Source organism: Acidovorax sp. 93, assembly GCF_003633835.1.
GTDB classification, from domain to species: Bacteria; Pseudomonadota; Gammaproteobacteria; order Burkholderiales; family Burkholderiaceae_C; genus Acidovorax; species Acidovorax facilis.
Window position 1 is genome coordinate 1,940,806 of record NZ_RBIT01000001.1, and the last position, 21,818, is coordinate 1,962,623.

Genomic DNA, 21,818 nt, shown 5'->3' on the forward strand with positions numbered 1-21,818 from the left:
AAGCCAGCAAAGCCAGCGCGTGACCCGGATGCTAGGGACAGGGGGCGGTTTCGTATGTCCCCCTTTTGGGCGACATGCCCGTGCCCAGCGGCTGTGGCAGCATCGGTGCATGCCACCGCCTTCTTCCATTGCCTCCACCCCCGTTCGCGTCGCCGTGGTCGAGGACGACGCCGCCTGCCGCACCGCCCTGGCCCACGCGCTGCAAGGCGCCAGCGACATGCGCCTGGCGTGGACGGCCGCCAGCCGCACCGAGGCCATGGCCGCGCTGGCGCAGGACGACGCCGCGCCGCTGGACGTGCTGCTGCTCGACCTGGGCCTGCCCGACGGCAGCGGGCTGGACGTGCTGGCCGCGCTGCGGGCACGCTGGCCGCAGGCGGCGGCCATGGTCAGCACCATCTTCGGCGACGAGGTGCACGTGCTGGGTGCCATCGCCGCCGGTGCCATGGGCTATTTGCTCAAAGACTTGCCCGCCACCGCCGTGGTGGACGAAGTGCGCAGCCTGCACGCAGGCGGCAGCCCCATCAACCCCATGGTGGCGCGCAAGCTGTTGCTGCTGCGCCAGACGCAGCCCGCGCTGGCGGCGGCGCCGCCCCCGCCGCCGGGCGCAGGCCTGGGCGCAAGCGCACCCCCGTCCGCGCGCGAGGCCGAACTGCTGCGCCTGGTGGCGCGCGGCCATACGCTGGACGAGGTCGCCCGCGCAATGGGCGTCTCGCGCCACACCGTGCGCACCTTTGTGCGACGCGTATATGCCAAGCTGCAGGTCACCACGCAGGCCGAGGCCGTGAGCGCCGCAGCGCGCCAGGGCTGGATCCATGCGGCCGACTGAGGCGGCGCGCCGGGTGCTGCGGCGTTGGCGGCTGCTGGCAATGCCGTTGGTGCTGCTGCTGGTGATGATGCTGGTGCCGTGCACGCACGCCGCAGAGGCCGTGCACCTGTTGCAGGCCGAGACCTGGTCTTCGCCCAGCGGCGACTGGGCGCCACCGCCTTCGCTGCACGCATCCGGCGATGCGGTGCTGGACGCCGCGACGCCCTGGGCCGCCGTGGCCCTGCCCCATGCTCGCCCGCGCAGCACCGCGTCCAGCGCCGAGCAGGCCAGCGCGCCGCCCGAAGTGCAGTGGTACCGCCTGCGCGTGCCCGCCAACGCGCTGCCGCACGGCACTCCGCAGGGTATGCGCCTGTACATCCCGCGCTGGCAGACGGTGGGCACGGTGGCCGTGTATGCCAACGGACGCCTTGCATGGCAGACGCGCGGCAGCCGCGTGTGGAACGGCTTCAACCGCCCGGTATGGCTGGATCTGAAGGGCCTAGACCAAGCGGGTGCAGCGCCGCAGTTGCACGTGCGCATGGCCAGCCTGCCGGGCGTGGGCGGGGCGCTGTCCTCGGTGTGGGCCGGACCGGCTGAGGCGCTGCGGCCAGCCTGGCGGCTGCGCGAGCTGCTGCAGACCGGCCTGGTGACCTACCTGCGGGGCGCCTACCTGGTGCTGGGCGTGCTGGCGCTGATGGTGTGGCTGATGCGGCGGGCGCGGGGCCATGGCGAGGGGCGCGAGGAAGCAGGCTACTTGCTGTTCTTCCTGTTGTCGGTGGCGCACCTGCTGGCGACGCTGTTCTATCTGGTGGACGAGGAAGGCCTGGCCGTGCCCGACGCCTGGTTCTCCTGGCTCACGCTGGTGGGGTCACTGGGCTCCTCGGTGTGTTCCTTCTTGCTGCTGCGGCAGATGCAGGGCTGGCACAGGCCCCGGCTGGCACGGGCGCTGATGGCCTACTGCTGGCTGGTGGCGGCTGCAGCGCTGCCGTTGTGGGGGCTCAGGCACGAGGCGATGCTTCCGCTGCTGCGCCTGGCGCTGTTCCCGCCGGGGGTGGTGGTGCTGTATGTGGCGGCGCGCGGCGCGTGGACTCACCGCACGGGGGCCAACGTTCTACTGTGCGGCGCCGTGGCGCTGTCGTTTCCGATGGCGTTCCATGACCTGGCGATGCAGCGGTATCTCATCAGCATCGAGCACATTTACCTCACCCCCTATGCCTACATGGGCGTGCTCACCATGTTCCTGTGGGTGGCCTTCACGCGCTACCAGCGCGCGCTGGGCGCGGCCGAGCTGGCCAATGCCGTGCAGGCCGAGCGCCTGGCCGCGCAAGAACAGCAACTGCGCGAAACCCACGAGCGGCTGCGCGCCGCCGAGCGCGAACAGACGCTGCTCCAAGAGCGCCAGCGCCTGATGCGCGAGATGCACGACGGCGTGGGCTCGTCACTGATGAGCGCGCTGCGGCTGGTGGAGAACGAGCCCGCCGCGCGCCTGGACGTGGCGCCGGTGCTGCGCGAGTGCATCGACGACCTGAAGCTGTCCATCGACTCGCTGGAGCCTGTGGACGCCGACCTGCTGGCCCTGCTTGCGCGCCTGCGCTTCCGGCTGGGCCCCCGTCTAGAGGGCGCTGGCCTGGCGTTGCGCTGGCAGGTGGACGATGTGCCGCCCCTGCCCTGGCTCGATTCGCAGAGCGCGCTGCATGTGCTGCGCATCCTGCAGGAGGTGCTGACCAACATCCTCAAGCACAGCGGCGCGATGGAGATCACGCTCGGCACCGCTGAATCGGTGCGCGGAGGTGTGCCCGGCGTGCAGGTGCGCGTGCAGGACAACGGCACCCCCTTCACCGCGCCCCCACCCGATGCGCTACCGCCCGCGCGCAGGGGCCTGGCCAACGTGCGCAGCCGCGCACTGGCGCTGGGCGCGCAATGTTCGTGGGACACCTGGGGGGCGCTGGGGGAGGACTGCGGTTCGCGCTTCACGCTGTGGCTGCCGCTGCACAAGCCATGAGGCATCTCGACCCTGCGAACCCGGTCAGTGGCCAGTGCACTGGGCTTGGCAGCGATCCACTCAGTAGCATTTCAGTCAGGAGAAGCCGAGCGCCGCGATGTCCACCACGTCCATCTGCCCGGGCTCCAGAAAGTCCCGCGCGTAGCGCAGGTACACCCCCTCACGCACAAACACCTCGAACAGGTCCGGGTCGATGTGCCCGTTGTCGCGCATCCTGCACATGATGGCTATCGCCTCTGACAAGGTCATACCACTCTTGTAGGGCCGATCAGCCGCTGTCAGCGCCTCGAAGATGTCGGCTATGCCCATCATGCGGGCCTGCAGCGACATCTGGTCACGCGTAAGGCCGCGCGGGTAACCCTTGCCGTCCATGCGCTCGTGGTGGCCGCCCGCATACTCCGGCACGTTCTTGAGGTGTCGTGGCCAGGGCAGCGTCTCCAGCATCTTGATGGTGGCAACGATGTGGTAATTGATGGTGTCGCGCTCGGCCTGGTTCAGGGTGCCGGATCGGATGGTGAGGTTCTCCACCTCCTCGGCCGTAAGGAAGCTTGTCTGCACCCCCTGCGGGTTGCGCCAGTGCCGCATGGCGGCGATGTCACGCACGCGCTGCTGGTCCTCGGGGCGCATGGCTTCGGTGCCGGTGTTGCAGCGGCGCAGAAACTCGCGGTCTTCTTCCAGTGTGTGGATTTCGTGCTGCAGGGCTTGCAGCTCCTGCCCCTCGGCACGCGCATCCACCACCGGGCGCAGCGCCAGTTGGCGGCGCAGTGCGGCCAGCTCAGCATCGCGCTTCAAGACTTCAAACCGTGTGTCCACCAGCCCAATGCGGTCGTACAGGGTCTGCAGCTTGGTGGCCTTGTCCACCACGTGCACGGGCGTGGTGATCTTGCCGCAGTCGTGCAGCAGGCCGGCCATCTTGAGCTCGTAGCGGTCCCGGTCACTCATGCGAAAGCCCGCCAGTGGCCCCTGATTGGTGGCATTCACCGCCTCGGCCAGCATCATGGTAAGGGCGGGCACCCGCTGGCAATGGCCACCGGTGTAGGGCGACTTTTCGTCAATGGCCAGGTTGATCAGGTTCACGAACGACTCGAACAGGCGCTCCAGCTGCGTGATGAGCAAACGGTTGGTGAGGGCAATGGCAGCCTGCGAGGCCAGCGACTCGGCCAGGCCCTGGTCGGCCTCGGAGAACGTGGTGACCTCGCCGGTCTCCCAGTGCCGCGCGTTGATGAGCTGCAGCACGCCGATCAGTTCATGGTCGTGATTCTTCATCGGCACGGTCAGAAACGACTGCGAGCGGTACCCCGTGCGCGCATCGAAACTGCGGGTGCCTGAAAAATCAAAGCCCTCGGCGCTGTACGCATCGGCAATGTTCACCGTGCGGTCGTGGATGGCGGCATACGCGGCCACCAGCGAATCGTTGGGGCTGCCATCTGCGTTGCGCAGCGGCAGGTGCGGAAAATCAATGGGCTTGCCCGTGGTGCCACCGAGGCGAATGTCCAGCGAGTCGGTGCGCAGTATCTCGAACTTGAGCGACTTCCCGTCCTCCGTCACGCTGTAGAGCGTTCCGCCGTCCGCGCCCGTGATGGCCTTGGCAGCCTCCAGAATGTTCTCCAGCAGGCGGTCGATGTTGCGCTCGCGGGAGAGCGCAGCCCCAATACCGTTGAGCTGCTCCAGGCGGCGAAACAGGTTGAGGGAGGGTTCCTGGGCCATAAAACACCTTGGGCGCATGTTGGAGACGCCTGCATCGTAACGAAAAGTGACCGCTATCATCACCCCTTCTTTTCCGCTCTCTCCCCCATTTCGTGGACTCGGTCACACCCCGCTTTCTCACTGTTGCGCTTTACCAGTTTGTCGATCTGCCCGACTGCGCCACACTGCGCGCGCCCCTGCAGACCCTGTGCGACGAGCGCGGCGTGCGCGGCATGCTGCTGCTGGCGCCCGAGGGCATCAACGGCACCATTGCGGGCGCACCCGCCGATGTGCTGGCGGTGCTCAACTGGCTGCGCAGCGATGCCCGCTTTGCGAACCTGCAGCACAAAGAGGCGCCCACCGACCGCCAACCGTTCTACCGCATGCGCGTGCGTCTCAAGCGCGAGATCGTGACCCTGGGCGTGCCCGACCTGAACCCGGCTCGCAACGCGGGCACCTATGTGAAGCCCGAGAACTGGAACGCACTCATCGACGACCCCAGCGTGGTGGTGGTGGACACGCGCAACGACTACGAAGTGGGTATCGGCACGTTTGAACGCGCCATCAACCCCCACACCAAGAGCTTTGCCGAGTTCCCGGCCTGGGTGGCGCAGCAGTCGCAGCCCGGCGGCGTGCTGGCGGGTAACCCGCGCGTGGCCATGTTCTGCACGGGCGGCATACGGTGCGAGAAATCCACCGCCTACCTCAAATCGCAGGGCTTTGACGAGGTGTACCACCTGGAAGGCGGCGTCCTCAAATACCTGGAAACCGTGCCCGAAGAAGACAGCCTGTGGCATGGCGACTGCTTCGTGTTTGACGAACGTGTGTCGGTGGGCCACGGCCTGGCTCCGGGGCACCACCAACTGTGCCGCTCTTGCCGCATGCCATTGGGCGAGGCCGAGCTGCAGTCGCCGCATTACGTGCGCGGCGTGAGCTGCCCGTATTGCCACGGCACGCGCACACCCGAGCAGGAACGCGCGCTGGCAGAACGGCAACGCCAGATGGACCTGGCGGATCAGCGCGGGCAAGCGCATATCGGCGCGCGGCAACCGGGCACCCGAGCGCGATTCAGCTCCAGCGACGACAAAAATGATCGCGAGGACGACTCCGCGTGAGCGCTGCCCTGCCCGTCCTCTATTCCTTTCGCCGCTGCCCCTACGCCATGCGCGCCCGGCTGGCGCTGGCTGTCAGTGGCCAGGCCTGCGAACTGCGCGAGGTGGTGTTGCGCAACAAGCCACAGGGCCTGCTGCACGCCTCCCCCAAGGGCACTGTGCCCGTGCTGGTGCTGCCGAGTGGCCAGGTGCTGGAGCAGAGCCTGGAGATCATGCTGTGGGCGCTGGCGCAGCACGACCCCGAGGGCTGGCTCATCCCCAGCCACGGCAATCTGCAGGACATGCTGGCGCTGATTGCCGAATGCGATGGCCCATTCAAGCAGGCGCTGGACCGGTGCAAATATCCCAGCCGCTACCCCGATGCCGACACGAATGCAGAACGCGCCCGCGCCGTCGCCTGGCTGGGGGGGCTGGAGGCGCGTCTCCGGCCAGATCAGCCCTACCTGTTCGGCACCCATGCCGCCCTGGCCGATATGGCGATTGCGCCTTTTGTACGGCAGTTTGCAGGCATTGATGCCGATTGGTGGGCCGCACAGCCCTGGCCCCGCCTGCAAGCCTGGCTGGCGCAGTGGCAGGCCAGCGATCTTTTGGCCAGCGTGATGCACAAGCTACCCGCATGGGTGGATGGGACAGAGGGTGTGCTGTTTGCGCGTCCGGCAAAGAGGCTCGCGCCTGGGGCCGCCACCGCACGGCCAGACTCCGAAGGACGCTGACATGGTGGGGTCTGTTCTCGTCGGCATGCTGTGTGCTCACCTGCTGTGCTTCGCGGTGATGTTTTTGCTCATCAGCAAGCGCTTGCAGGGCAAGAAGATGGGCATGGATTTTTTTGCCATGGGCAACTTGCTGCTGGGGCTTGCCTATGTGCTGCAGTTGGTGGAAGGCGGCCCGGCCTGGAGCATGATGAGCGTGGTCAACCACACCCTCACCCTGGCGGCCCCGATCACCTATGGCCTCGGGGTCATGCGGTTCTTTGGATTTCCCGCGCCGCTGTGGCGGCCGCTGGCGGCATTTGTACTCGCCTACTCCACCGCACAGGCACTGATTCAGTGGAGCTTGGGGCCGGTCGCCCGCTACGCCATGCTGTCCGGGATGTCTGCGCTGCTGTTCCTGGTCATGACGCTCGCGGCACTCTATGGTGTTCGCACATTCGCCAAGCACCTGTACCGCGAAATGGCATTTTTCGCGCTCCTGATCAGTGGCATCTGCATTCTGAACGCAATCAAGTTCATAAGGCTACTCCAGGGCGGGCTGGAAGTGCTGCACATGGACAGCAGCTTTCAGATGGTGTTCTACATCTATATGTCGTCCCTGGCGACGGTGGTGCCACCCTTCATGATTTGGCTGGTGTTCCGGCGCCTGACCGATGATCTGAGCCAGATGGCGGCGCGCGATCCGATGACGCAACTGCTCAATCGCCGGGGGCTTTCAGAAGCGCTGGAGCAACACTTCAACCTCCACAACGCCGCGCCCGCTTACTTGCTGCTGCTGGACGTCGACCACTTCAAACGCATCAACGACACCTACGGACACCAGGCTGGTGACACCGTGCTGCGCCATGTTGCAGATGTGCTGCGCACCACCGTGCGCCGAGGCGACCTGAGGGGCCGCATAGGAGGAGAAGAGTTTGTGGCTGTCTGCCTCGACAGCGATGATGTCGGCGTCGTGCAGTTGGCAGAACGACTGCGCGCAGCGGTCGAAGATCAGGCCATTCACGTGAGCGGCCATGATGAACCGCTGCATTGCACCGTCACCATTGGTGTGTCACCCCGGTTCGCCAGCGGCCACGCACTGGAGAAGGCCCTGCGGGCTGCCGATGTCGCGCTTTACCAGGGCAAGGCAGCTGGGCGCAACCGGATCGAGAAGGCCCATGCATTCGCTGATATCGCACCATTGCCAGGCGCTGGCGCCTCTGCGACCACCTGATCGAATGCTCCCGAAACCTGGATTCTCAGCGTGAAGACCTGCCATGCCAACGCAAAAAAAATGGCGCTCACAAGGAGCGCCTTTTTTTCTGATGCAAGTTACGGGCTACGACAAGCGAGCCGACCCCGGCGCATCAAGCCATCGAGTAACCGGAACCCCGACGATTGCCGCTGGTGAACCCGCGCACCAACAGCGCCAGCAGCACCACCGCAAACCCCACAAAACACACAAACGACCAGTTGGCTATCGAGCCGCCCAGGAAGGTCCAGTCAATCGCAGCGCAGTCACCGGAGCCCCGGAAGATCATGGGGATGGCGCGGCTGATGGGATAGTTTTCGATCATGCCGTAGAAGTCGCGGCCGCAGGTGGCGACTTCGGGTGGGTACCACTGCAGCCAGCTCTGGCGGGCCGCCACGAAGGCGCCGAAGCCGGATGCGATCAGGGCCAGCGCGCCCCAGCCCATCCACCAGCCTTTTGAGCCCCTAGCGCTTGCCAGACCTGTGAAGATTGCTACACCAATGAGAGCATAGCGCTGCACGATGCACATGGGACAAGGCTCCAGGCCCACCACATGCTGCAGGTACATGCCAAAAGCCAGCATCGCCACACAAGCCACGCTGATCAGTGCCAGCACGCGGCGCGGGGCCTGATCGATCGAGTTCAACACCATCATTCTTATCCCTCATCCAATAGCCATTGCAAACGGTGCCGCCTCCGAAACGGGCGCGGCCCATGCCAGTACACCCGTGGATCTGGCTCCGCCAGTCCACCGGGTGCGCCCCCTCAGGGGGAAGACGCGCAGCGGCTCAGGGGGAGTCAGATTCCAGCGGCGTGATCCAAGAACACGCGGGCGCGGCGCGGTGTCACCACCAGCGTTTCGCCCTCTCTGAAACCCATTTCCTTGAACTGTTGCGCAGGGATCTGCGCTTCGATCAAGGATTCTGGGGACGCATTGTCCGCTGGTTTGTGATCGTCGGTCGGAATAAGTTCCAGCCGCGCAATCGGCCCCACCACAATGGCGCGGCTGAGCTGGGCCACGATGCCCCGGGGGCGGCCTTCGGCGTCCAGGCCCGCGCCGGGGGAGTAGCGCTCTACGTCCAGGTCGTGCGGACGCACGTAGGCAAAGGCCTTGGCGTTCTGGGCGGCCTGGTGCTCGGGCGAGTCGAGCTGCATGCCGTCCAGGTGCACCAGGCCTTCATGGGCGCGGCCGTGGAACAGATTCACGTCGCCCAGAAAGCCGTAGACAAACGGGCTGGCGGGTTGGTCCCACACCTGCTGGGGCGAGCCACTTTGCTCAATGCGGCCCTGGTTGATCACCACCACGCGGTCGGCCACTTCCAGGGCTTCTTCCTGGTCGTGGGTCACGAAGATGCTGGTCACATGCAACTCGTCGTGCAGGCGTCGCAGCCAGCGGCGCAGTTCCTTGCGCACCTTGGCATCGAGCGCGCCAAAGGGTTCGTCCAGCAGCAGCACCTTGGGTTCCACCGCCAGGGCGCGAGCCAGGGCAATGCGCTGGCGCTGGCCGCCGGACAGCTGCGAGGGGTAGCGCTCGGCCAGCCAGTCCAGTTGCACCAACTTGAGCAGGTCCATGACCTTTTTCTTGATCTGCGCCTCGCTCGGGCGCTCGCTGCGGGGCTTCACGCGCAGGCCAAAGGCCACGTTCTCGAACACCGTCATGTGGCGGAACAGCGCGTAGTGCTGGAACACGAAGCCCACGTTGCGCTCGCGCACATGCACGTCGGTGGTGTCTTCGCCGCTGAAATGGATGGTGCCCACATCGGCCGTCTCCAGCCCGGCAATGATGCGCAACAGCGTGGTCTTGCCGCAGCCCGAGGGGCCGAGCAGCGCAATGAGTTCGCCGGACTGGATGTCCAGGCTCACATCGCGCAGCGCCTGGAAGTCGCCGAACTGCTTGCTGACGTTACGGATTTCAATGCTCATGTTCTGTTTTCCTTCACACGCCAGCGGGCGCGGGGCGCTCGGGCGGCAATTCGGCGGCGGCCTTCAAAGCCTGCTCGTTGCGATGTTCGGCAATCGTCTTGATGACCAGGGTGACCAGCGCCAGCAAAGCCAGCAGCGAAGCGGCAGCGAATGCGGCCACCGACTGGTACTCGTTGTAGAGAATCTCGACGTGCAGCGGGATGGTGTTGGTCTGACCCCGGATGTGGCCCGACACCACCGACACCGCGCCAAACTCTCCCATGGCCCGTGCATTGCACAAGATCACGCCGTACAGCAGGCCCCACTTGATGTTGGGCAGCGTCACATACCAGAAGGTCTGCCAGCCGCTCGCGCCCAGCACGATGGCGGCCTGCTCCTCGTCGTTACCCTGCGCCTGCATCAGCGGGATCAGCTCGCGGGCGATGAACGGAAAGGTCACAAACACGGTGGCCAGCACGATGCCCGGCACGGCAAAGATGATCTTGATGTCGTGCGCCTGCAACCACGGGCCAAACCAGCCCTGCGCGCCAAACATCAGCACATAGATCAGGCCCGCCACCACGGGCGACACCGAGAACGGCAGGTCCACCAGCGTGGTCAAAAAGGCCTTGCCCTTGAACTCGTACTTGGCAATGCACCAGGCCGCTGCCACGCCAAACACGAGGTTCAGCGGCACCGCAATCAGCGCGGTGATGAGCGTGAGCTTGATGGCCGACCAGGCGTCGGGTTCGCGCAGGCCTTCCAGGTAAGCGCCAAAGCCCTTGCGCAGCGCCTCGGCAAACACGGCGGCCAGTGGCAACACCAGGAACAGCAGCATGAAGGCCAGCGCCAGCGTGATGAGCGTGTAGCGCACCCAGGGCGCTTCGGTCGTGCCGGCTTGTGCGCGGCGAATGGTTCGGGAGTTGTTGCCGCTCATGCTGGAGCCCCCGCGTGGCGCCGCTGCCAGGCTTGCAGCGCGTTGATGATGAGCAGCAGGATGAAGGAGATGACCAGCATCACTACGGCCACGGCCGTGGCGCCTGCGTAGTCGTATTGCTCCAGCTTGCCGATGATGATGAGGGGCGTGATCTCGGACACCATGGGCATGTTGCCCGCGATGAAGATGACCGAGCCGTATTCACCCACCGCCCGCGCAAACGCCATGGCAAAGCCGGTGAGCAGTGCGGGCGTGATGGAGGGCAGGATGACCTTGGTGAAGGTCTGCAGGCGCGTCGCGCCCAGGCAGGTGGCGGCTTCTTCCAGCTCCTTCTCGGCGTCTTCCAGCACGGGCTGCACGGTACGCACCACAAACGGCAGCCCGATGAAGATCAGCGCAATCACGATGCCCGCAGGCTTGAACGCGAGCTGGATGCCCATGGGCTCCAGAATGCTGCCGACCCAGCCATTGCCGGCCAGCAAGGCCGTGAGCGAGATGCCCGCCACGGCGGTGGGCAGCGCAAACGGAAGGTCCACCAGCGCATCGACGATCTTCTTGCCCGGGAACTTGTAGCGCACCAGCACCCACGCGATCAGCAGGCCAAACACTAGATTGACCAGCGCCGCGAGGAACGATGCGCCAAAGGTCAGCCGGTACGACGCCATCACACGCGGTGCGCTGATGGCTGCCCAGAACTGCTCCCAGGTCAGAGTGAAGGTCTTGAAGATCAGTGCCGACAACGGGATCAGCACGATGATGCTCAAGTAGAAAAGGGTGTAGCCCAGTGACAGCCCGAAACCAGGCAGCACGGGCTTGGGCGCGCGCCGTCCGGCCGGGGCTGCGGCCACAGCGGTCGCAGTGGTCATAGATGCAGTGGTGAGTCGGGAGAAGCGCTGAGCCTGTTTACTTGGCGCCTGGCGTGTACAGCTTGTCGAACTGGCCGCCATCATTGAAGTGCACCTTCTGCGCTTCGGTCAGCGAGCCGAAATACTTGGCCACCGTGAACTGCTTGAGCGGCTTGAACGTGTCGGCGTACTTCTTGAGCACGGTTTCCGAGCGGGGACGAATCGCATGCTTGGCCGCGATCTCCTGCGCTTCGTCAGAGTACAGGTAGTCCAGGTAGGCCTTGGCCAGCTGGGCGGTGCCTTTCTTGGCCACGGTGCGCTCCACCACGGCCACGGGGTTCTCGGCCACCACGCTCACCGACGGGTAGATCGCATCGACCTTGCCGGCGCCGAATTCGCGGTCGATGGAGACCACCTCGGATTCGAACGTGATCAGCACATCGCCCTGGTTGCGTTGCAGGAAGGTGGCCGTGGCGTCACGTCCACCCTTGGCCAGGATGGGCACGTTCTTGTAGAGCTTGCCCACAAACTCGGCGGCCTGCGCCTCGGTGCCACCCTTTTCACGCACGGCGCCCCAGGCAGCCAGATAGGCATAACGGCCGTTGCCGCCGGTCTTGGGGTTCACCACGATCACCTGCACGCCGGGCTTGATGAGGTCTTCCCAGTCCTTGATGCCTTTGGGGTTGCCGTTGCGCACCAGGAACAGCATGGTCGAGGTGGTGGGCGATGCATCGTGCGGAAACTTCTTGGCCCAGTCCTTGGCCACCACGCCGCTGTCGGCCAGGAACTGCACGTCGGTGGTGGTGTTCATGGTCACCACGTCGGCGGCCAGGCCGTCGTTCACGGCACGCGCCTGGGCGCTGGAGCCGGCGTGCGACTGGTCGATCTTCACGTCCTGGCCAGTGGTCTTCTTGTAGTGCGCGGCAAAGGCGGCGTTGTAGTCCTTGTAGAACTCGCGGGCCACGTCATACGACACGTTCAACAGGGAATTCTGTGCGGCAGCCATGCCGCTGGCGGCCAGGGCCAGGGAGGCAAGAAGGGTCTTGAGTTTCAAAGAAGTCATGGTGGTGTCGCCCAAAAAATACTGGAGATGGCGCATTGTGCGGAGGCGCCCTTAAAACTCAAAAGAATATATTCTTGTTAATTAATCGTATATTGGTATATGGATTTTTCATCGACCGCCGCAGGTCGATTGCATGCCTGCCCGGGTAGCCACCCCGTACGCGGCGCTTCAAGCCAAACAAGCCGCTAGCGCTTTAATATCAAGCGCTAATAGCTATCAAAATTATAGTAATCAGGCCGCTGCAGACGATACGTGTGTTGGGGCGGCAGGCTGCTGCGGCACGGCGTGGTCGCCTTCCAGCGATTGCAGCAATGCCCAGCCCAGGGGCCATTCGCCATGGCCCGAGTCGATGTTGATGTGCCCGGCGTTTTGCATGCGCACGAACTCGCTGCCCCAGGCCCTGGCATAGGCGCCCGCCAGGCGGATGGGGCAAAAAGGGTCGTTGCTGCTGGCCACCACAATGCTGCGGTAGGGCAGCGCGGCGTAGGGCACGGGCGCAAAGTCGCTCAGGATGGCGCGGCGCTCCGGGTCTGCAGGGGCCACCAGCAGCGCGCCACACACGCGGGCCGCTGCCTCGGGGCCCATATGAGAGGTAGCGATGCAGCCCAGGCTGTGCGCCACGATCACCACGGGGTTCGGCGCGGCCAAAACGGTCTTTTCCAGTTGCCCCACCCAGGCCGTCCGGGTGGGCGTGATCCAGTCGTCCTGCACCACGCGGCGCGCATTGGGCAGGCGCTCGGCCCACAGGCTTTGCCAGTGTCCGGGGCCAGAGTCGCGCCAGCCGGGGACGATGATGATGGAGATGGTAGGGGTCACAGCACTTGCATTCTGCGAGCCGCACCTTAAAACCCAAACGACTTAATTCTTGTTATTTAATCGCCAAAACATCTAAAAAAGCCTCAACTCCTGCCCAGACAAACAAGCATTGACTATCGAGTAGATAAATTAAACCAAACGGTTTAATTTTCAACCAATCAGTACAATGTAACTAAATGCAAACACCTTGTCGTGGTCTGCCCCTCCAACGGGGACGCCTGGCGGTTTGTATGGGCAACGTCGCCCCAAGACATCTTCAAGAGGCACCTTCAATGCACACATGGAAAATCAGCCAGCGCCTGATGGCGGGCTTCGGCCTGGTCATCGTGGCTTTGCTCGGCATGTCGGTCTACAGCGTGCTCATTGCACGGGGCATCGATGGCGCATTGACCGCCAATGCCACGCAAAACGCTGTCATCCAGCGCGCTGCCATCAATTTCCGGGGTTCGGCCCACGACCGCTCCATCGCGGTGCGGGATGTGGTGCTGGCGCCCAACGACGAGGCGCGCAAAAAAGAGATTGAATCCATCGCGCGGCTGGCCGACTTTTATGCCCAGTCCGCCACGCAACTCGACAACGTGCTCAAAACCGCAAAAGAGGTCCCACCCGAAGTGGGCCCCATGGTGCAAGCGCTCAAGGACATCGAAGCACGCACGGTGGCCACCACCAGCAAGGTGGTTGCACTGATGCAGGCTGGCGACCGCGCGGGCGCCGAAGCTCTGCTCTGGGCCGAGGCCAAACCGCAGTACGAGCAATGGCTGGCCGCAGCCAACAAGCTCATCGACTACGAGGAAGGCCGCATCATCAAGAACAGCCAGACGGCCAACCAGGACGCCAGCCAGTTCACCGGCGTGATGCTGTCCATCACCCTGCTGGCCGTGCTGATCAGCGTGGCGGTGACAGTGCTGGTATCGCGCAGCATTGGCCGCGAGCTGGGGGCAGAGCCCAGCGAAGTGCGCGCCGTGGTGCAGGCCATCCAGCAAGGCAATCTGACGGCGCACGTGCAGGTCAAGGCGGGCGACACCGGCAGCGTGATGGTGGCCGTGCGCGACATGCAACAGCGCTTTCATGAACTGGTCTCGGCCGTGCGCGACAACATTGCGCAGCTGCGCACCACCAGCGATGACATCAGCAGTGGCAACCAGAACCTGGGCCACCGCACCGAACAAGCCGCCAGCAGCCTGGAGCAAACCGCCGCCAGTATGGAAGAGCTGACCGCCACCGTGCGCCAGAGCGCCGACTCGGCCCGCCAGGCCAACCAACTGGCCACCACCGCCGCCAGCACCGCCACCAAGGGCGGCGAGGTGATGCAGCAGGTGGTGAGCACCATGCAGGACATCCACCACAGCAGCCAGAAGATCGCCGACATCATCGGCGTGATCGACGGCATTGCGTTCCAGACCAACATCCTGGCGCTGAACGCTGCCGTGGAAGCAGCGCGCGCAGGTGAACAGGGGCGCGGCTTTGCGGTGGTGGCCACCGAGGTGCGCAGCCTGGCGCAACGCAGCGCCGAGGCCGCCAAGGAGATCAAGGCGCTGATCCAGTCCAGCGTCGAAAAAGTGGACTCGGGCACCCAGCTCGTGGCCAACGCGGGTGACACCATGAACGAGATCGTGCAAGGCGTGCAGCGCGTGAACGGCATCATCGGCGAGATCAGCACCGCCGCTGCCGAGCAGAGCGACGGCATCTCGCAGGTCAACGTGGCCGTGACCCAGCTGGACCAGATGACGCAGCAAAACGGCGCGCTGGTGGGTGAAAGCACCGCTGCCGCAGAGAACCTGCGCCAGCAGGCCCAGCGCCTGGCAGAGCTGGTGGCCGTGTTCCAGGTCAGCGGCAGCGCTGCAGCAGGCATGGGCACACGCGCCACAGCGAGTCACCGGGGCAATGCCCTGCCCACCACCAGCGTGCGACGACTCGCTCACTGAGACCGCAGTGCGAACGGTAGGCCCGCAAGCTTGGGTGCGATGCGGTGCTGAAAACTATTTTTGATTTTTTTCGGCACCTCTCAACCCCATTGACCCACCCCGTTCGTTTCATACAGCACCACCACATTTTTTTGATGGAGCTGCCATGAAACCCCGTTCGCTCACCCTGCCCGCCCTCGCCGCCCTGACGGCATTGCTGGGCCTGGCCCACCTTCCTGCCCGGGCCATTGGCCGCCTGGCTGATGTCACCATCGTGGACCGTGACACCGGCGCCACGCTGCCGGTGCACTACGCCCGGGGCGAATACTGGGTGGCAGGGCGGCCCGGGGCGCGGTATGCCATCACGGTGCGCAACCGGCTGGGAGAGCGGGTGCTGGCCGTGCCTTCGGTGGACGGCGTGAATGTACTCAGCGGCGAGACTGCGGCCTGGGACCAGCGCGGCTATGTGTTCTCTCCTTATGAGCGTTACCAGATCACCGGCTGGCGCAAGAGCGACAGCCAGGTGGCGGCCTTCGAGTTTTCCCACATCGCCAACTCGTATGCCGCCCGCACGGGCCGCCCGGCGCATGTGGGCGTGATTGGCGTGGCACTGTTCCGCGAACAGCCGCCGGTGCCCCAGCCTGCCCCCGCCATCACCCCCGAGCCCTACAGCCAGCGCCGTGACAACGACCACGGCCTCGGGCGCCTGCGGGAGGAACCCGCGTCACCCGCTGCCGCTGCACCGGCGGCCCCTGAGCCATCGGCCGAATCCTCTGCCCGCTCGCAATCTGCCGACAGTGTGGCCAAGGCCGCCCCCATGCCGTCGGCCAAGCTGGGCACGGCGCACGGCCAGCGCGAGACATCGGTCGTCACCCACACCAGCTTCACGCGCCTGCAGGAGCAGCCCAATGAAATCATCAGCATCCGCTACGACAGCCGCGAGAACCTGGTGGCCAGCGGCATCATCCGCGAACGGCCGGCGCGCATGCCGGTGCCCCGGGCATTCCCGCAGTCGGACAACCTGTCCTATGTGCCGGACCCGAATTGACTTGACTGGGCCCGGGATAGCGGACCGGCCATGCGCAGCCGTCCCGCGCGCAGGTGAACGGGCGCCTCGCACAGTGCGCGGCGGCCGACTGCCCCTGATCCGACCCAGTCATTCCCCTCGTTTCACTCAGCACCAATAACATCGTCAAAGGGCCGCTATGAAAACCGGTTCCCCCACACTCCCTGCCCTCGTCCATACCACCGTCACCGCGCTGGCCGTACTGCTCGCGCTGACCAGCTTGCACGCCCAGGCCATCGGCCGCCTGGCCCAAGTCACTATCGTCAACCCCAATACAGGCGCCAGGCTGCCGATGTACTACGCCAAGGGCCAATACTGGGTCGCTGGCCGACCTGGGGCCCAGTATGCGGTCACATTGCACAATCGCAGCGGCGATAGGGTGAATGTCGTGCTAATGGTGGATGGCGTCGACGCACTCACCGGTCAGACCGATGAGTTCACCGGTCAGAACGACGGGTGGAGACGGAGCGGCTATGTGTTCTTGCCCCATGCGCGCGATCGAATTGCCGGCTGGTACAAATCCAGCGGCACGTTGCCTTACTTCGAGTTCGCAAACGTTGCAAACTCCCACGCTGACCTCACTGCGCGCTCAACCAAGGTGGGCCTGATCCAGATTGCATTGTTCCGCCAGCGGATCATCGACCCCGTTGCACAGGTGAGGCCTGAACCGTCCGGCCAACGCCGCAACAAAGTTAGCAACGAAGACCGTCTGAGCGAGGAAGCCCCGCACGGGCAGCGCCAGACCCCGGTTGTGTCGCACCTCCTCGAAGAGGTCATCAGCATCCGTTACGACAGCCGCAAAAACCTGATTGCAAAAGGCGTGATCCGAAAGCGGCGTGCGCACCCGCCGGTACCGCAAACCGTGCCGCAATCGGACAACCTGTCTTACGTACCAGACCCGAGGTAGGCCCTGAATGCAACCCCAGCGGATCTGCCCGCGAGCGCATGAGTCCCTCCCATAATGCGCGGGTGCCATCCACCCCATTCCCCGCCACCATGGAGGACTCCGACGAAGCGCTGATGTTGCGCTACGCCGCAGGAGACCTGGGCGCGTTCGATGTACTGTATGGGCGGCACGAACTGGCGGTGTGGCGGTTTGTGTTTCGCAGCGTCAAGGTGCAGGCCGTGGCCGATGACCTGCTGCAGGACGTGTGGTTTGCCGTGGCGCGCAATGCTGCCCGCTACGAGGTGAAAGCCAAGTTCCGCACCTGGCTGTTCACCCTGGCGCACCACCGGCTGGTGGACCACCTGCGCACCGCCAGGCACCACACCAGCCTGGATGCGAGCGACGACGATGCGCGCAGGCTGGCCGACACACTGGTGGCCGACTCGGGCTTTGGGCCCGTGCGGCAACTACAGTCGCGCGAACAAGCGGCCGCGCTGATTGCGGCGGTGGAACAGTTGCCGCTGGAGCAGCGCGAGGCCTTCCTGCTGCAGGCCGAAGGCGACCTGGGCGTGCAGGAGATTGCCGAGGCCACCGGCGTGAATTTCGAAACCGCCAAGAGCCGCCTGCGCTACGCGCGGGCCAGCCTGCGCCAGCACCTCAAGGAGTTTGTATGAACCTGCAGGACGACGAGCTGGTCCGGCGCTACCACGAAGCCAGCGCGCAGGAAGGCGCCCGCCCCGGCGCGCATGTGCGCGAGGCCGTGCGCGCGCATGCACAGATGGTGGCGGCCGCCCACACTGCAGGCCCCGCTCCAACGCCTGAAGCCCCCGCCGCCAACCAGGCACGCTGGAAGATCTCGGCCCTGGCCACCGTGGCCGTGGTGGGCCTGACCGGTTTGCTGATGCTGCAGTTCGAACGCGGCACGCCCGAGGAGCGGGACACCGCATTCAGCCACCGCCGGGCCGAGGTGCCCGCACCTGCAGCCCAAACCGCCCCAGCCCCCGCGCCCTCGGCCGCCCCCGCACCCAAGCCCCTACCAGAGGCCCTCTCCCCGCCTCCGTCGGCCACATTGCCAGCCCCCCCCGACAGCGCACATGAGCAGGAGCGCGCCCGCAACACCACCAGCCCGGCCACCGGGGCCGTGGCCCCCAAGTCCACCACGGCACCTTCGCCTGCGCACGCACCGCCCCCCGCGCAGCCCTTAGCCAAGACCGCGCCAGCACCAACCCCGGCACCGACTCCAGCACCTGCCACGGCTGTGGCCCCCGCCCCCGCGTCTGCCTCCACAGCAGCCGCAGAAACTGAAACCCTGCACGCCCCCCGCGCAGCCGGAGCCATGTCTGGGTTCCCCGCATCGCCCTCCCCGGTCGCCGCCCCCAACGCCGAGAGGCGCGAGCACGCGGCAACAGCTCCCACAAAACAGCCCCCACCACCAGCCGCGCCCGAGCCCCAGGCAGCGGCCGCTGCTGCAGCCCCGGCCGCCCGCAGCCCGCTGGCCGACTCTGTGGCCCGCGACAGCAACGGAGCAGCCACTGCCTCCATGCAAAAACGCCTCGGGGCATCGTTGCCAGGCAACGTGTGGGACGCTGCCCGTGCGGGCAACCCCCAGCAGATAGAAAGCCTCGTCCGCCAGGGCACGCCTGTGGACGCCCGCGACAACGAGGGCAGAACCGCCTTGATGCTGGCAGCGATGAACGGCCACACCACCACCGCCCAGAAGCTCCTGGCCCTGGGCGCCAACCCCCGGCTGGTGGACCGCGAGGGCCTGAATGCGGCGCAGTGGGCTGCGCAGCGGGGGCATACGCGCCTGGCCGAGTTGCTGGAGGCGGTGCGCTGAGGGCGGCGGAGATGGACTCAGCCTGAACGGTCTTCTGATTGATCAGCCGCGCATCGGCATCAGAACCGCACCGCCTCAAACGCCGGGTGCAGCGCGTCGATCCAGTGGTCCAGCTCGTCCTGCGTTACGTGCAGGTGGTCCATGCAGGCCTGCCCATGCTGCTGCCATTCGCGCGTAGGCGGCAGGTTGTCGTGCTGGTTGACCAGAAACTCGGCCAGCAGGCCCAGGGCCACCAGGTGGCGTACGGTAGGGTCAAACCGCTCGTCATCGAGGCAGGCAAAGTCGTGGTGCAGCCAGATGGCTTGCGCTACGTCGCCTGGCAGGTGCCAGGTGCGCGCGACGATGGCGCCCATCACGGCGTGGTCGGTGCGGTGGCTGGCGTTTTCGGTCTGGGTGAAGGTGCGGTCCTTGCGCGCCAGGGCCTCGGTCACGGTGCCAGCATAGCCGCGCACCGCCTTCACCAACACCGGCATGCCCACATGGCAGAACAGACCGAAGCTGTAGCCCAGGCCCGGGTCAAAGCTGTAGAGCTGGTGGCCGATGTGTTCGCAGGCGATGGCGCGGCGCTGCGAGCTTTCCCAGAAATGCTCCAGCAGCGGCGACCGCACCTGCAGCGCGTTGCGCGTGATGAAGGCCGACAGCAACTGCACCGCAGGCTGCAGCCCCAACACCGTGAGCGCCATGCCCACGGTCTGCACCGGCTGGGCCAGGCCATACAGCGGGCTGTTGGCCAGCCGCATGACGGCAGCGGCCAGGGCCACGTCGGAGGACGCCAATTGTTCCAGGGCCGCCGAATCCAGCTCGGGCTCGGCCATGATCTGCTGCAGGCGCAGCAACGATTCGGGGCACGGCGGAACCACGATGGCCCGCACGGCGGGGTGCACACGGGCCTGCCGGATGTCTTGGTCGATGGGGTGTGGAGCAGTCACAAAAAATCCCCGGGCCGCCGCGTGTGCTGAACACAGGGACGGGGGCAGCCCGCACAGTTGCAATTCGTTGCATTGTGGGGCCAAAAAGCGTGCCGCCCATTGAACCCGTGTACAAGCGCAGTCTTTGCGCTCAGCAACTCAGATATTCGCGCCGTCGAGCCCCTGCAGGGCCTGCCGCGTGCTCAGGCTGCTGCGCCCGGGCATGGCCTCGCCCAGGTAGTCCAGAAACCGCCGCACGGCGGGCGACAGCCCACGGCGCGAGGGGAACACCGCATGCACGATGGCGGGCGCGGGCGCCCAGTCAGGCAGCACCCGCACCAGCTTGCGCTCGCGCATTTCTTCCTGGCACATGTAGTCGGGCATCCAGCACACGCCGGTGCCCGCCACGGCGGCGTATTTGAGTGTGAGCAGGTCATCGGCCACATAGCGCGGCGTGTGCTGCACCATCTGGTGCACGCCGCCAGGGCCGATGAGATTCCAGATGGACCGGCCCTCGGGTGCCGACATGGCAATGCTGTCAAGCTTGGCCAGATCGTCCAGCGTCTTTGGCGTGCCCTGGCGGATCAGCAGCTCGGGGCTGGCCACCAGGATCTGCGTGGTGTGGTCCAGCCGCTTGACGACCATGCTGCCGCTGTCGTCCACCGAGGGGCGCACGCGCAGCGCCACGTCGATGCCCTCCTCCACCAGGTTCACCGCACGGTTGCTCACCAGCATGTCGATACGCACCTCGGGGTACTGGGCGAGAAACCGGGGCATCAGCTCGGCCACCACGGTCTGCGCCAGCGTCACCGGGCAACTCACGCGGATGGTGCCGCGCGGTGTGGTCTGCACCTGGGCCACAGTGTCGGCCGCAGCCTGGGCCGACTCGCGCATGGCCTGGCAATGGCGCAAGTAGGCCTCGCCCACTTCGGTCAGCGACAGCTTGCGGGTGGTGCGTTGCAGCAGACGCACACCCAGCTGCGCCTCCAGGTCGGACACGCGCCGCGACAGGCGCGACTTGGGGATGCCGAGGGCGCGGCCCGCAGCGGCAAAGCCACCGCGCTCCACCACTTCGGCGAAATACAGCATGTCATTGAGGTCTTGCATGGTGGAAGTGCGGGTTGTAGCCACGCGCGATTCATTCGATGGATGGAACAATCTATCTCAAATTAACCACCTTATCAACAAACGGATGAACAACCACAATTCATCCCATGGCCACACGCTGTGGCTCCATCCACAGAACCCCAAGGAGTTTTTCATGCAACTGCTTCACGTCGATTCCGCCATCACCGGTGCCAACTCCGTTTCGCGACAGCTCACGGCACAGATCGTGGCCGCCTACAAAGCCAGCCATCCAGCCACCGAGGTGACCTACCTCGATCTGGTAGCCAACACCCCCGCACACTTCACAATGGACGCAATGACTCCGCGCACTGGCCAGACCGAAGGCTTGAGCGAAGCGCAAAAGCGCGAGAACGCGGTGTCCGAGCAACTGGTCAGCCAGTTTCTGGCAGCCGACGTGGTGGTGATTGGCGCACCGCTGTACAACTTCAGCATTCCCACCCAGCTCAAGGCTTGGATCGACCGGCTTGCCCAACCCGGCCGCACGTTCCAGTACACCGCCAACGGGCCCGAAGGCCTGGCCAAAGGCAAGACTGTGATCGTGGCCTCCACCCGGGGTGGCGTGTATTCCACCAGCGAAGGCGGCCAGGCCATGGAGCACCAGGAAAGCTACTTGAAGGTGGTGTTCGGCTTCTTCGGCATCACCGACGTGCGGTTTGTGCGCGCTGAAGGCGTGGCCATGGGCTCTGATGCCAAGGCCGCAGCCCTGGCTTCCGCCGAAGTGGAAATCACCAACCACACCGGCGCCGCAGCCAACCAGGCTAGCGTAGCGCAAGCGGCCTGAACGGCAACTGCAGGGCCCTGGGGACGCTCTGCACGAATCACCGCACCGTGTGCATCTGCGGACTCGGGTGGTCTGCGGTGTTGCAAAACCTCGCAATAGCTACAGCTATTGCCGCGTTTTGCGCCTGGCAGCCCCTCCCGATCCGCAGCGCACACTTACCGCTCGATTCGTGCAGAGGATCCCTAGTGTCCTGAGTTGG

General features: G+C 65.5%; 20 protein-coding genes. 11 read left to right on the plus strand and 9 right to left on the minus strand.

The window, feature by feature from the left end; all coding sequences use genetic code 11:
- The first annotated feature begins 109 nt into the window (after positions 1–109).
- Positions 110–826, plus strand: coding sequence for a DNA-binding response regulator (locus C8C93_RS08765; RefSeq protein ID WP_121506601.1), 717 nt, complete (start codon positions 110–112; stop codon positions 824–826).
- Positions 813–2,807: a histidine kinase gene (locus C8C93_RS08770; protein WP_233559277.1), complete on the plus strand. Its 1,995-nt coding sequence runs from the start codon at positions 813–815 to the stop codon at positions 2,805–2,807. The genes C8C93_RS08765 and C8C93_RS08770 overlap by 14 nt, the downstream gene beginning before the upstream one ends.
- Before the next feature lie 75 nt (positions 2,808–2,882).
- Here the strand turns inward: C8C93_RS08770 and C8C93_RS08775 are convergent, their stop codons facing one another.
- Positions 2,883–4,514, minus strand: coding sequence for an HD family phosphohydrolase (locus C8C93_RS08775; protein WP_121506602.1), 1,632 nt, complete (start codon positions 4,512–4,514; stop codon positions 2,883–2,885).
- Positions 4,515–4,606: 92 nt separating this feature from the next.
- On the opposite strand from C8C93_RS08775, the gene C8C93_RS08780 reads away from it, so the two are divergent.
- The 3 genes from C8C93_RS08780 to C8C93_RS08790 are packed head-to-tail and all read left to right on the plus strand — an operon-like array spanning position 4,607 to position 7,528.
- Complete coding sequence (locus C8C93_RS08780) at positions 4,607–5,608, plus strand: rhodanese-related sulfurtransferase (RefSeq protein ID WP_121506603.1); 1,002 nt, start codon at positions 4,607–4,609, stop codon at positions 5,606–5,608.
- A 47-nt stretch (positions 5,609–5,655) separates the two neighbouring features.
- The gene (locus C8C93_RS08785) at positions 5,656–6,318 is read left to right on the plus strand and encodes a glutathione S-transferase (protein ID WP_233559587.1); all 663 of its coding nucleotides are present in this window, start codon (positions 5,656–5,658) and stop codon (positions 6,316–6,318) included.
- A 1-nt stretch (position 6,319) separates the two neighbouring features.
- Positions 6,320–7,528: a GGDEF domain-containing protein gene (locus tag C8C93_RS08790; RefSeq protein WP_121506605.1), complete on the plus strand. Its 1,209-nt coding sequence runs from the start codon at positions 6,320–6,322 to the stop codon at positions 7,526–7,528.
- Positions 7,529–7,661: 133 nt separating this feature from the next.
- On the opposite strand, the gene C8C93_RS08795 is transcribed toward C8C93_RS08790, so the two are convergent.
- The 6 genes from C8C93_RS08795 to C8C93_RS08820 form a co-directional block, all read right to left on the minus strand.
- Entirely contained in the window at positions 7,662–8,198 is a 537-nt protein-coding gene (locus C8C93_RS08795) for a disulfide bond formation protein B (RefSeq protein WP_121508711.1), read from the minus strand.
- Positions 8,199–8,344: 146 nt separating this feature from the next.
- Positions 8,345–9,469, minus strand: a complete 1,125-nt coding sequence (locus tag C8C93_RS08800; RefSeq protein ID WP_121506606.1) for a sulfate/molybdate ABC transporter ATP-binding protein — start codon at positions 9,467–9,469, stop codon at positions 8,345–8,347.
- 13 nt (positions 9,470–9,482) lie between these two features.
- Positions 9,483–10,385: a sulfate ABC transporter permease subunit CysW gene (cysW, locus tag C8C93_RS08805; RefSeq protein WP_121506607.1), complete on the minus strand. Its 903-nt coding sequence runs from the start codon at positions 10,383–10,385 to the stop codon at positions 9,483–9,485.
- The gene (gene cysT, locus C8C93_RS08810) at positions 10,382–11,251 is read right to left on the minus strand and encodes a sulfate ABC transporter permease subunit CysT (RefSeq protein WP_121506608.1); all 870 of its coding nucleotides are present in this window, start codon (positions 11,249–11,251) and stop codon (positions 10,382–10,384) included. Before cysT ends, cysW begins: the two co-directional genes overlap by 4 nt.
- A gap of 37 nt (positions 11,252–11,288) precedes the next feature.
- Entirely contained in the window at positions 11,289–12,293 is a 1,005-nt protein-coding gene (locus C8C93_RS08815) for a sulfate ABC transporter substrate-binding protein (RefSeq protein ID WP_029413810.1), read from the minus strand.
- A gap of 231 nt (positions 12,294–12,524) precedes the next feature.
- Positions 12,525–13,109, minus strand: coding sequence for an alpha/beta hydrolase (locus C8C93_RS08820; RefSeq protein WP_121506609.1), 585 nt, complete (start codon positions 13,107–13,109; stop codon positions 12,525–12,527).
- Positions 13,110–13,381: 272 nt separating this feature from the next.
- Here C8C93_RS08820 and C8C93_RS08825 point away from each other — a divergent pair, with 272 nt between their 5' ends.
- From C8C93_RS08825 to C8C93_RS25565, 5 genes are all read left to right on the plus strand, one after another.
- Positions 13,382–15,034 carry a methyl-accepting chemotaxis protein gene (locus C8C93_RS08825; RefSeq protein WP_305000489.1) on the plus strand — a complete coding sequence of 551 codons (1,653 nt, stop codon included), beginning with the start codon at positions 13,382–13,384 and terminating at the stop codon, positions 15,032–15,034.
- Between the two features lie 145 nt (positions 15,035–15,179).
- The gene (locus C8C93_RS08830; protein WP_121506610.1) at positions 15,180–16,061 is read left to right on the plus strand and encodes a hypothetical protein; all 882 of its coding nucleotides are present in this window, start codon (positions 15,180–15,182) and stop codon (positions 16,059–16,061) included.
- A gap of 157 nt (positions 16,062–16,218) precedes the next feature.
- Complete coding sequence (locus C8C93_RS08835) at positions 16,219–16,986, plus strand: hypothetical protein (protein WP_121506611.1); 768 nt, start codon at positions 16,219–16,221, stop codon at positions 16,984–16,986.
- 89 nt (positions 16,987–17,075) lie between these two features.
- Positions 17,076–17,639 carry a sigma-70 family RNA polymerase sigma factor gene (locus C8C93_RS08840; protein WP_121506612.1) on the plus strand — a complete coding sequence of 188 codons (564 nt, stop codon included), beginning with the start codon at positions 17,076–17,078 and terminating at the stop codon, positions 17,637–17,639.
- A complete protein-coding gene (locus tag C8C93_RS25565) occupies positions 17,636–18,802 on the plus strand; it encodes an ankyrin repeat domain-containing protein (RefSeq protein WP_121506613.1) in 1,167 nt (388 codons plus the stop codon). Before C8C93_RS08840 ends, C8C93_RS25565 begins: the two co-directional genes overlap by 4 nt.
- A 59-nt stretch (positions 18,803–18,861) precedes the next feature.
- Here C8C93_RS25565 and C8C93_RS08850 read toward each other — a convergent pair whose 3' ends face one another.
- Both C8C93_RS08850 and C8C93_RS08855 read right to left on the minus strand, forming a co-directional pair.
- Positions 18,862–19,731: an HDOD domain-containing protein gene (locus C8C93_RS08850; RefSeq protein WP_055397514.1), complete on the minus strand. Its 870-nt coding sequence runs from the start codon at positions 19,729–19,731 to the stop codon at positions 18,862–18,864.
- A 138-nt stretch (positions 19,732–19,869) separates the two neighbouring features.
- Positions 19,870–20,817, minus strand: a complete 948-nt coding sequence (locus tag C8C93_RS08855; RefSeq protein ID WP_055397516.1) for a LysR family transcriptional regulator — start codon at positions 20,815–20,817, stop codon at positions 19,870–19,872.
- 154 nt (positions 20,818–20,971) lie between these two features.
- On the opposite strand from C8C93_RS08855, the gene C8C93_RS08860 reads away from it, so the two are divergent.
- Positions 20,972–21,619 (plus strand): FMN-dependent NADH-azoreductase, encoded by a 648-nt coding sequence (locus C8C93_RS08860; protein WP_121508712.1) that lies wholly within the window; start codon positions 20,972–20,974, stop codon positions 21,617–21,619.
- Positions 21,620–21,818: the final 199 nt, after the last annotated feature.

What these genes read in the sequence shown, in the direction of transcription:
- C8C93_RS25565 (WP_121506613.1), top strand. Translation starts at nt 17,636, where the DNA reads ATGAACCTGCAGGACGACGAGCTGGTCCGGCGCTACCACGAAGCCAGC.
- C8C93_RS08790 (WP_121506605.1), top strand. Translation starts at nt 6,320, where the DNA reads ATGGTGGGGTCTGTTCTCGTCGGCATGCTGTGTGCTCACCTGCTGTGC.
- C8C93_RS08840 (WP_121506612.1), top strand. Translation starts at nt 17,076, where the DNA reads ATGGAGGACTCCGACGAAGCGCTGATGTTGCGCTACGCCGCAGGAGAC.
- C8C93_RS08765 (WP_121506601.1), top strand. Translation starts at nt 110, where the DNA reads ATGCCACCGCCTTCTTCCATTGCCTCCACCCCCGTTCGCGTCGCCGTG.
- C8C93_RS08825 (WP_305000489.1), top strand. Translation starts at nt 13,382, where the DNA reads ATGCACACATGGAAAATCAGCCAGCGCCTGATGGCGGGCTTCGGCCTG.
- C8C93_RS08835 (WP_121506611.1), top strand. Translation starts at nt 16,219, where the DNA reads ATGAAAACCGGTTCCCCCACACTCCCTGCCCTCGTCCATACCACCGTC.
- C8C93_RS08795 (WP_121508711.1), bottom strand. Translation starts at nt 8,198, where the DNA reads ATGGTGTTGAACTCGATCGATCAGGCCCCGCGCCGCGTGCTGGCACTG.
- C8C93_RS08800 (WP_121506606.1), bottom strand. Translation starts at nt 9,469, where the DNA reads ATGAGCATTGAAATCCGTAACGTCAGCAAGCAGTTCGGCGACTTCCAG.
- C8C93_RS08770 (WP_233559277.1), top strand. Translation starts at nt 813, where the DNA reads ATGCGGCCGACTGAGGCGGCGCGCCGGGTGCTGCGGCGTTGGCGGCTG.
- C8C93_RS08775 (WP_121506602.1), bottom strand. Translation starts at nt 4,514, where the DNA reads ATGGCCCAGGAACCCTCCCTCAACCTGTTTCGCCGCCTGGAGCAGCTC.
- C8C93_RS08830 (WP_121506610.1), top strand. Translation starts at nt 15,180, where the DNA reads ATGAAACCCCGTTCGCTCACCCTGCCCGCCCTCGCCGCCCTGACGGCA.
- C8C93_RS08815 (WP_029413810.1), bottom strand. Translation starts at nt 12,293, where the DNA reads ATGACTTCTTTGAAACTCAAGACCCTTCTTGCCTCCCTGGCCCTGGCC.
- cysT (WP_121506608.1), bottom strand. Translation starts at nt 11,251, where the DNA reads ATGACCACTGCGACCGCTGTGGCCGCAGCCCCGGCCGGACGGCGCGCG.
- cysW (WP_121506607.1), bottom strand. Translation starts at nt 10,385, where the DNA reads ATGAGCGGCAACAACTCCCGAACCATTCGCCGCGCACAAGCCGGCACG.
- C8C93_RS08855 (WP_055397516.1), bottom strand. Translation starts at nt 20,817, where the DNA reads ATGCAAGACCTCAATGACATGCTGTATTTCGCCGAAGTGGTGGAGCGC.
- C8C93_RS08785 (WP_233559587.1), top strand. Translation starts at nt 5,656, where the DNA reads ATGCGCGCCCGGCTGGCGCTGGCTGTCAGTGGCCAGGCCTGCGAACTG.
- C8C93_RS08860 (WP_121508712.1), top strand. Translation starts at nt 20,972, where the DNA reads ATGCAACTGCTTCACGTCGATTCCGCCATCACCGGTGCCAACTCCGTT.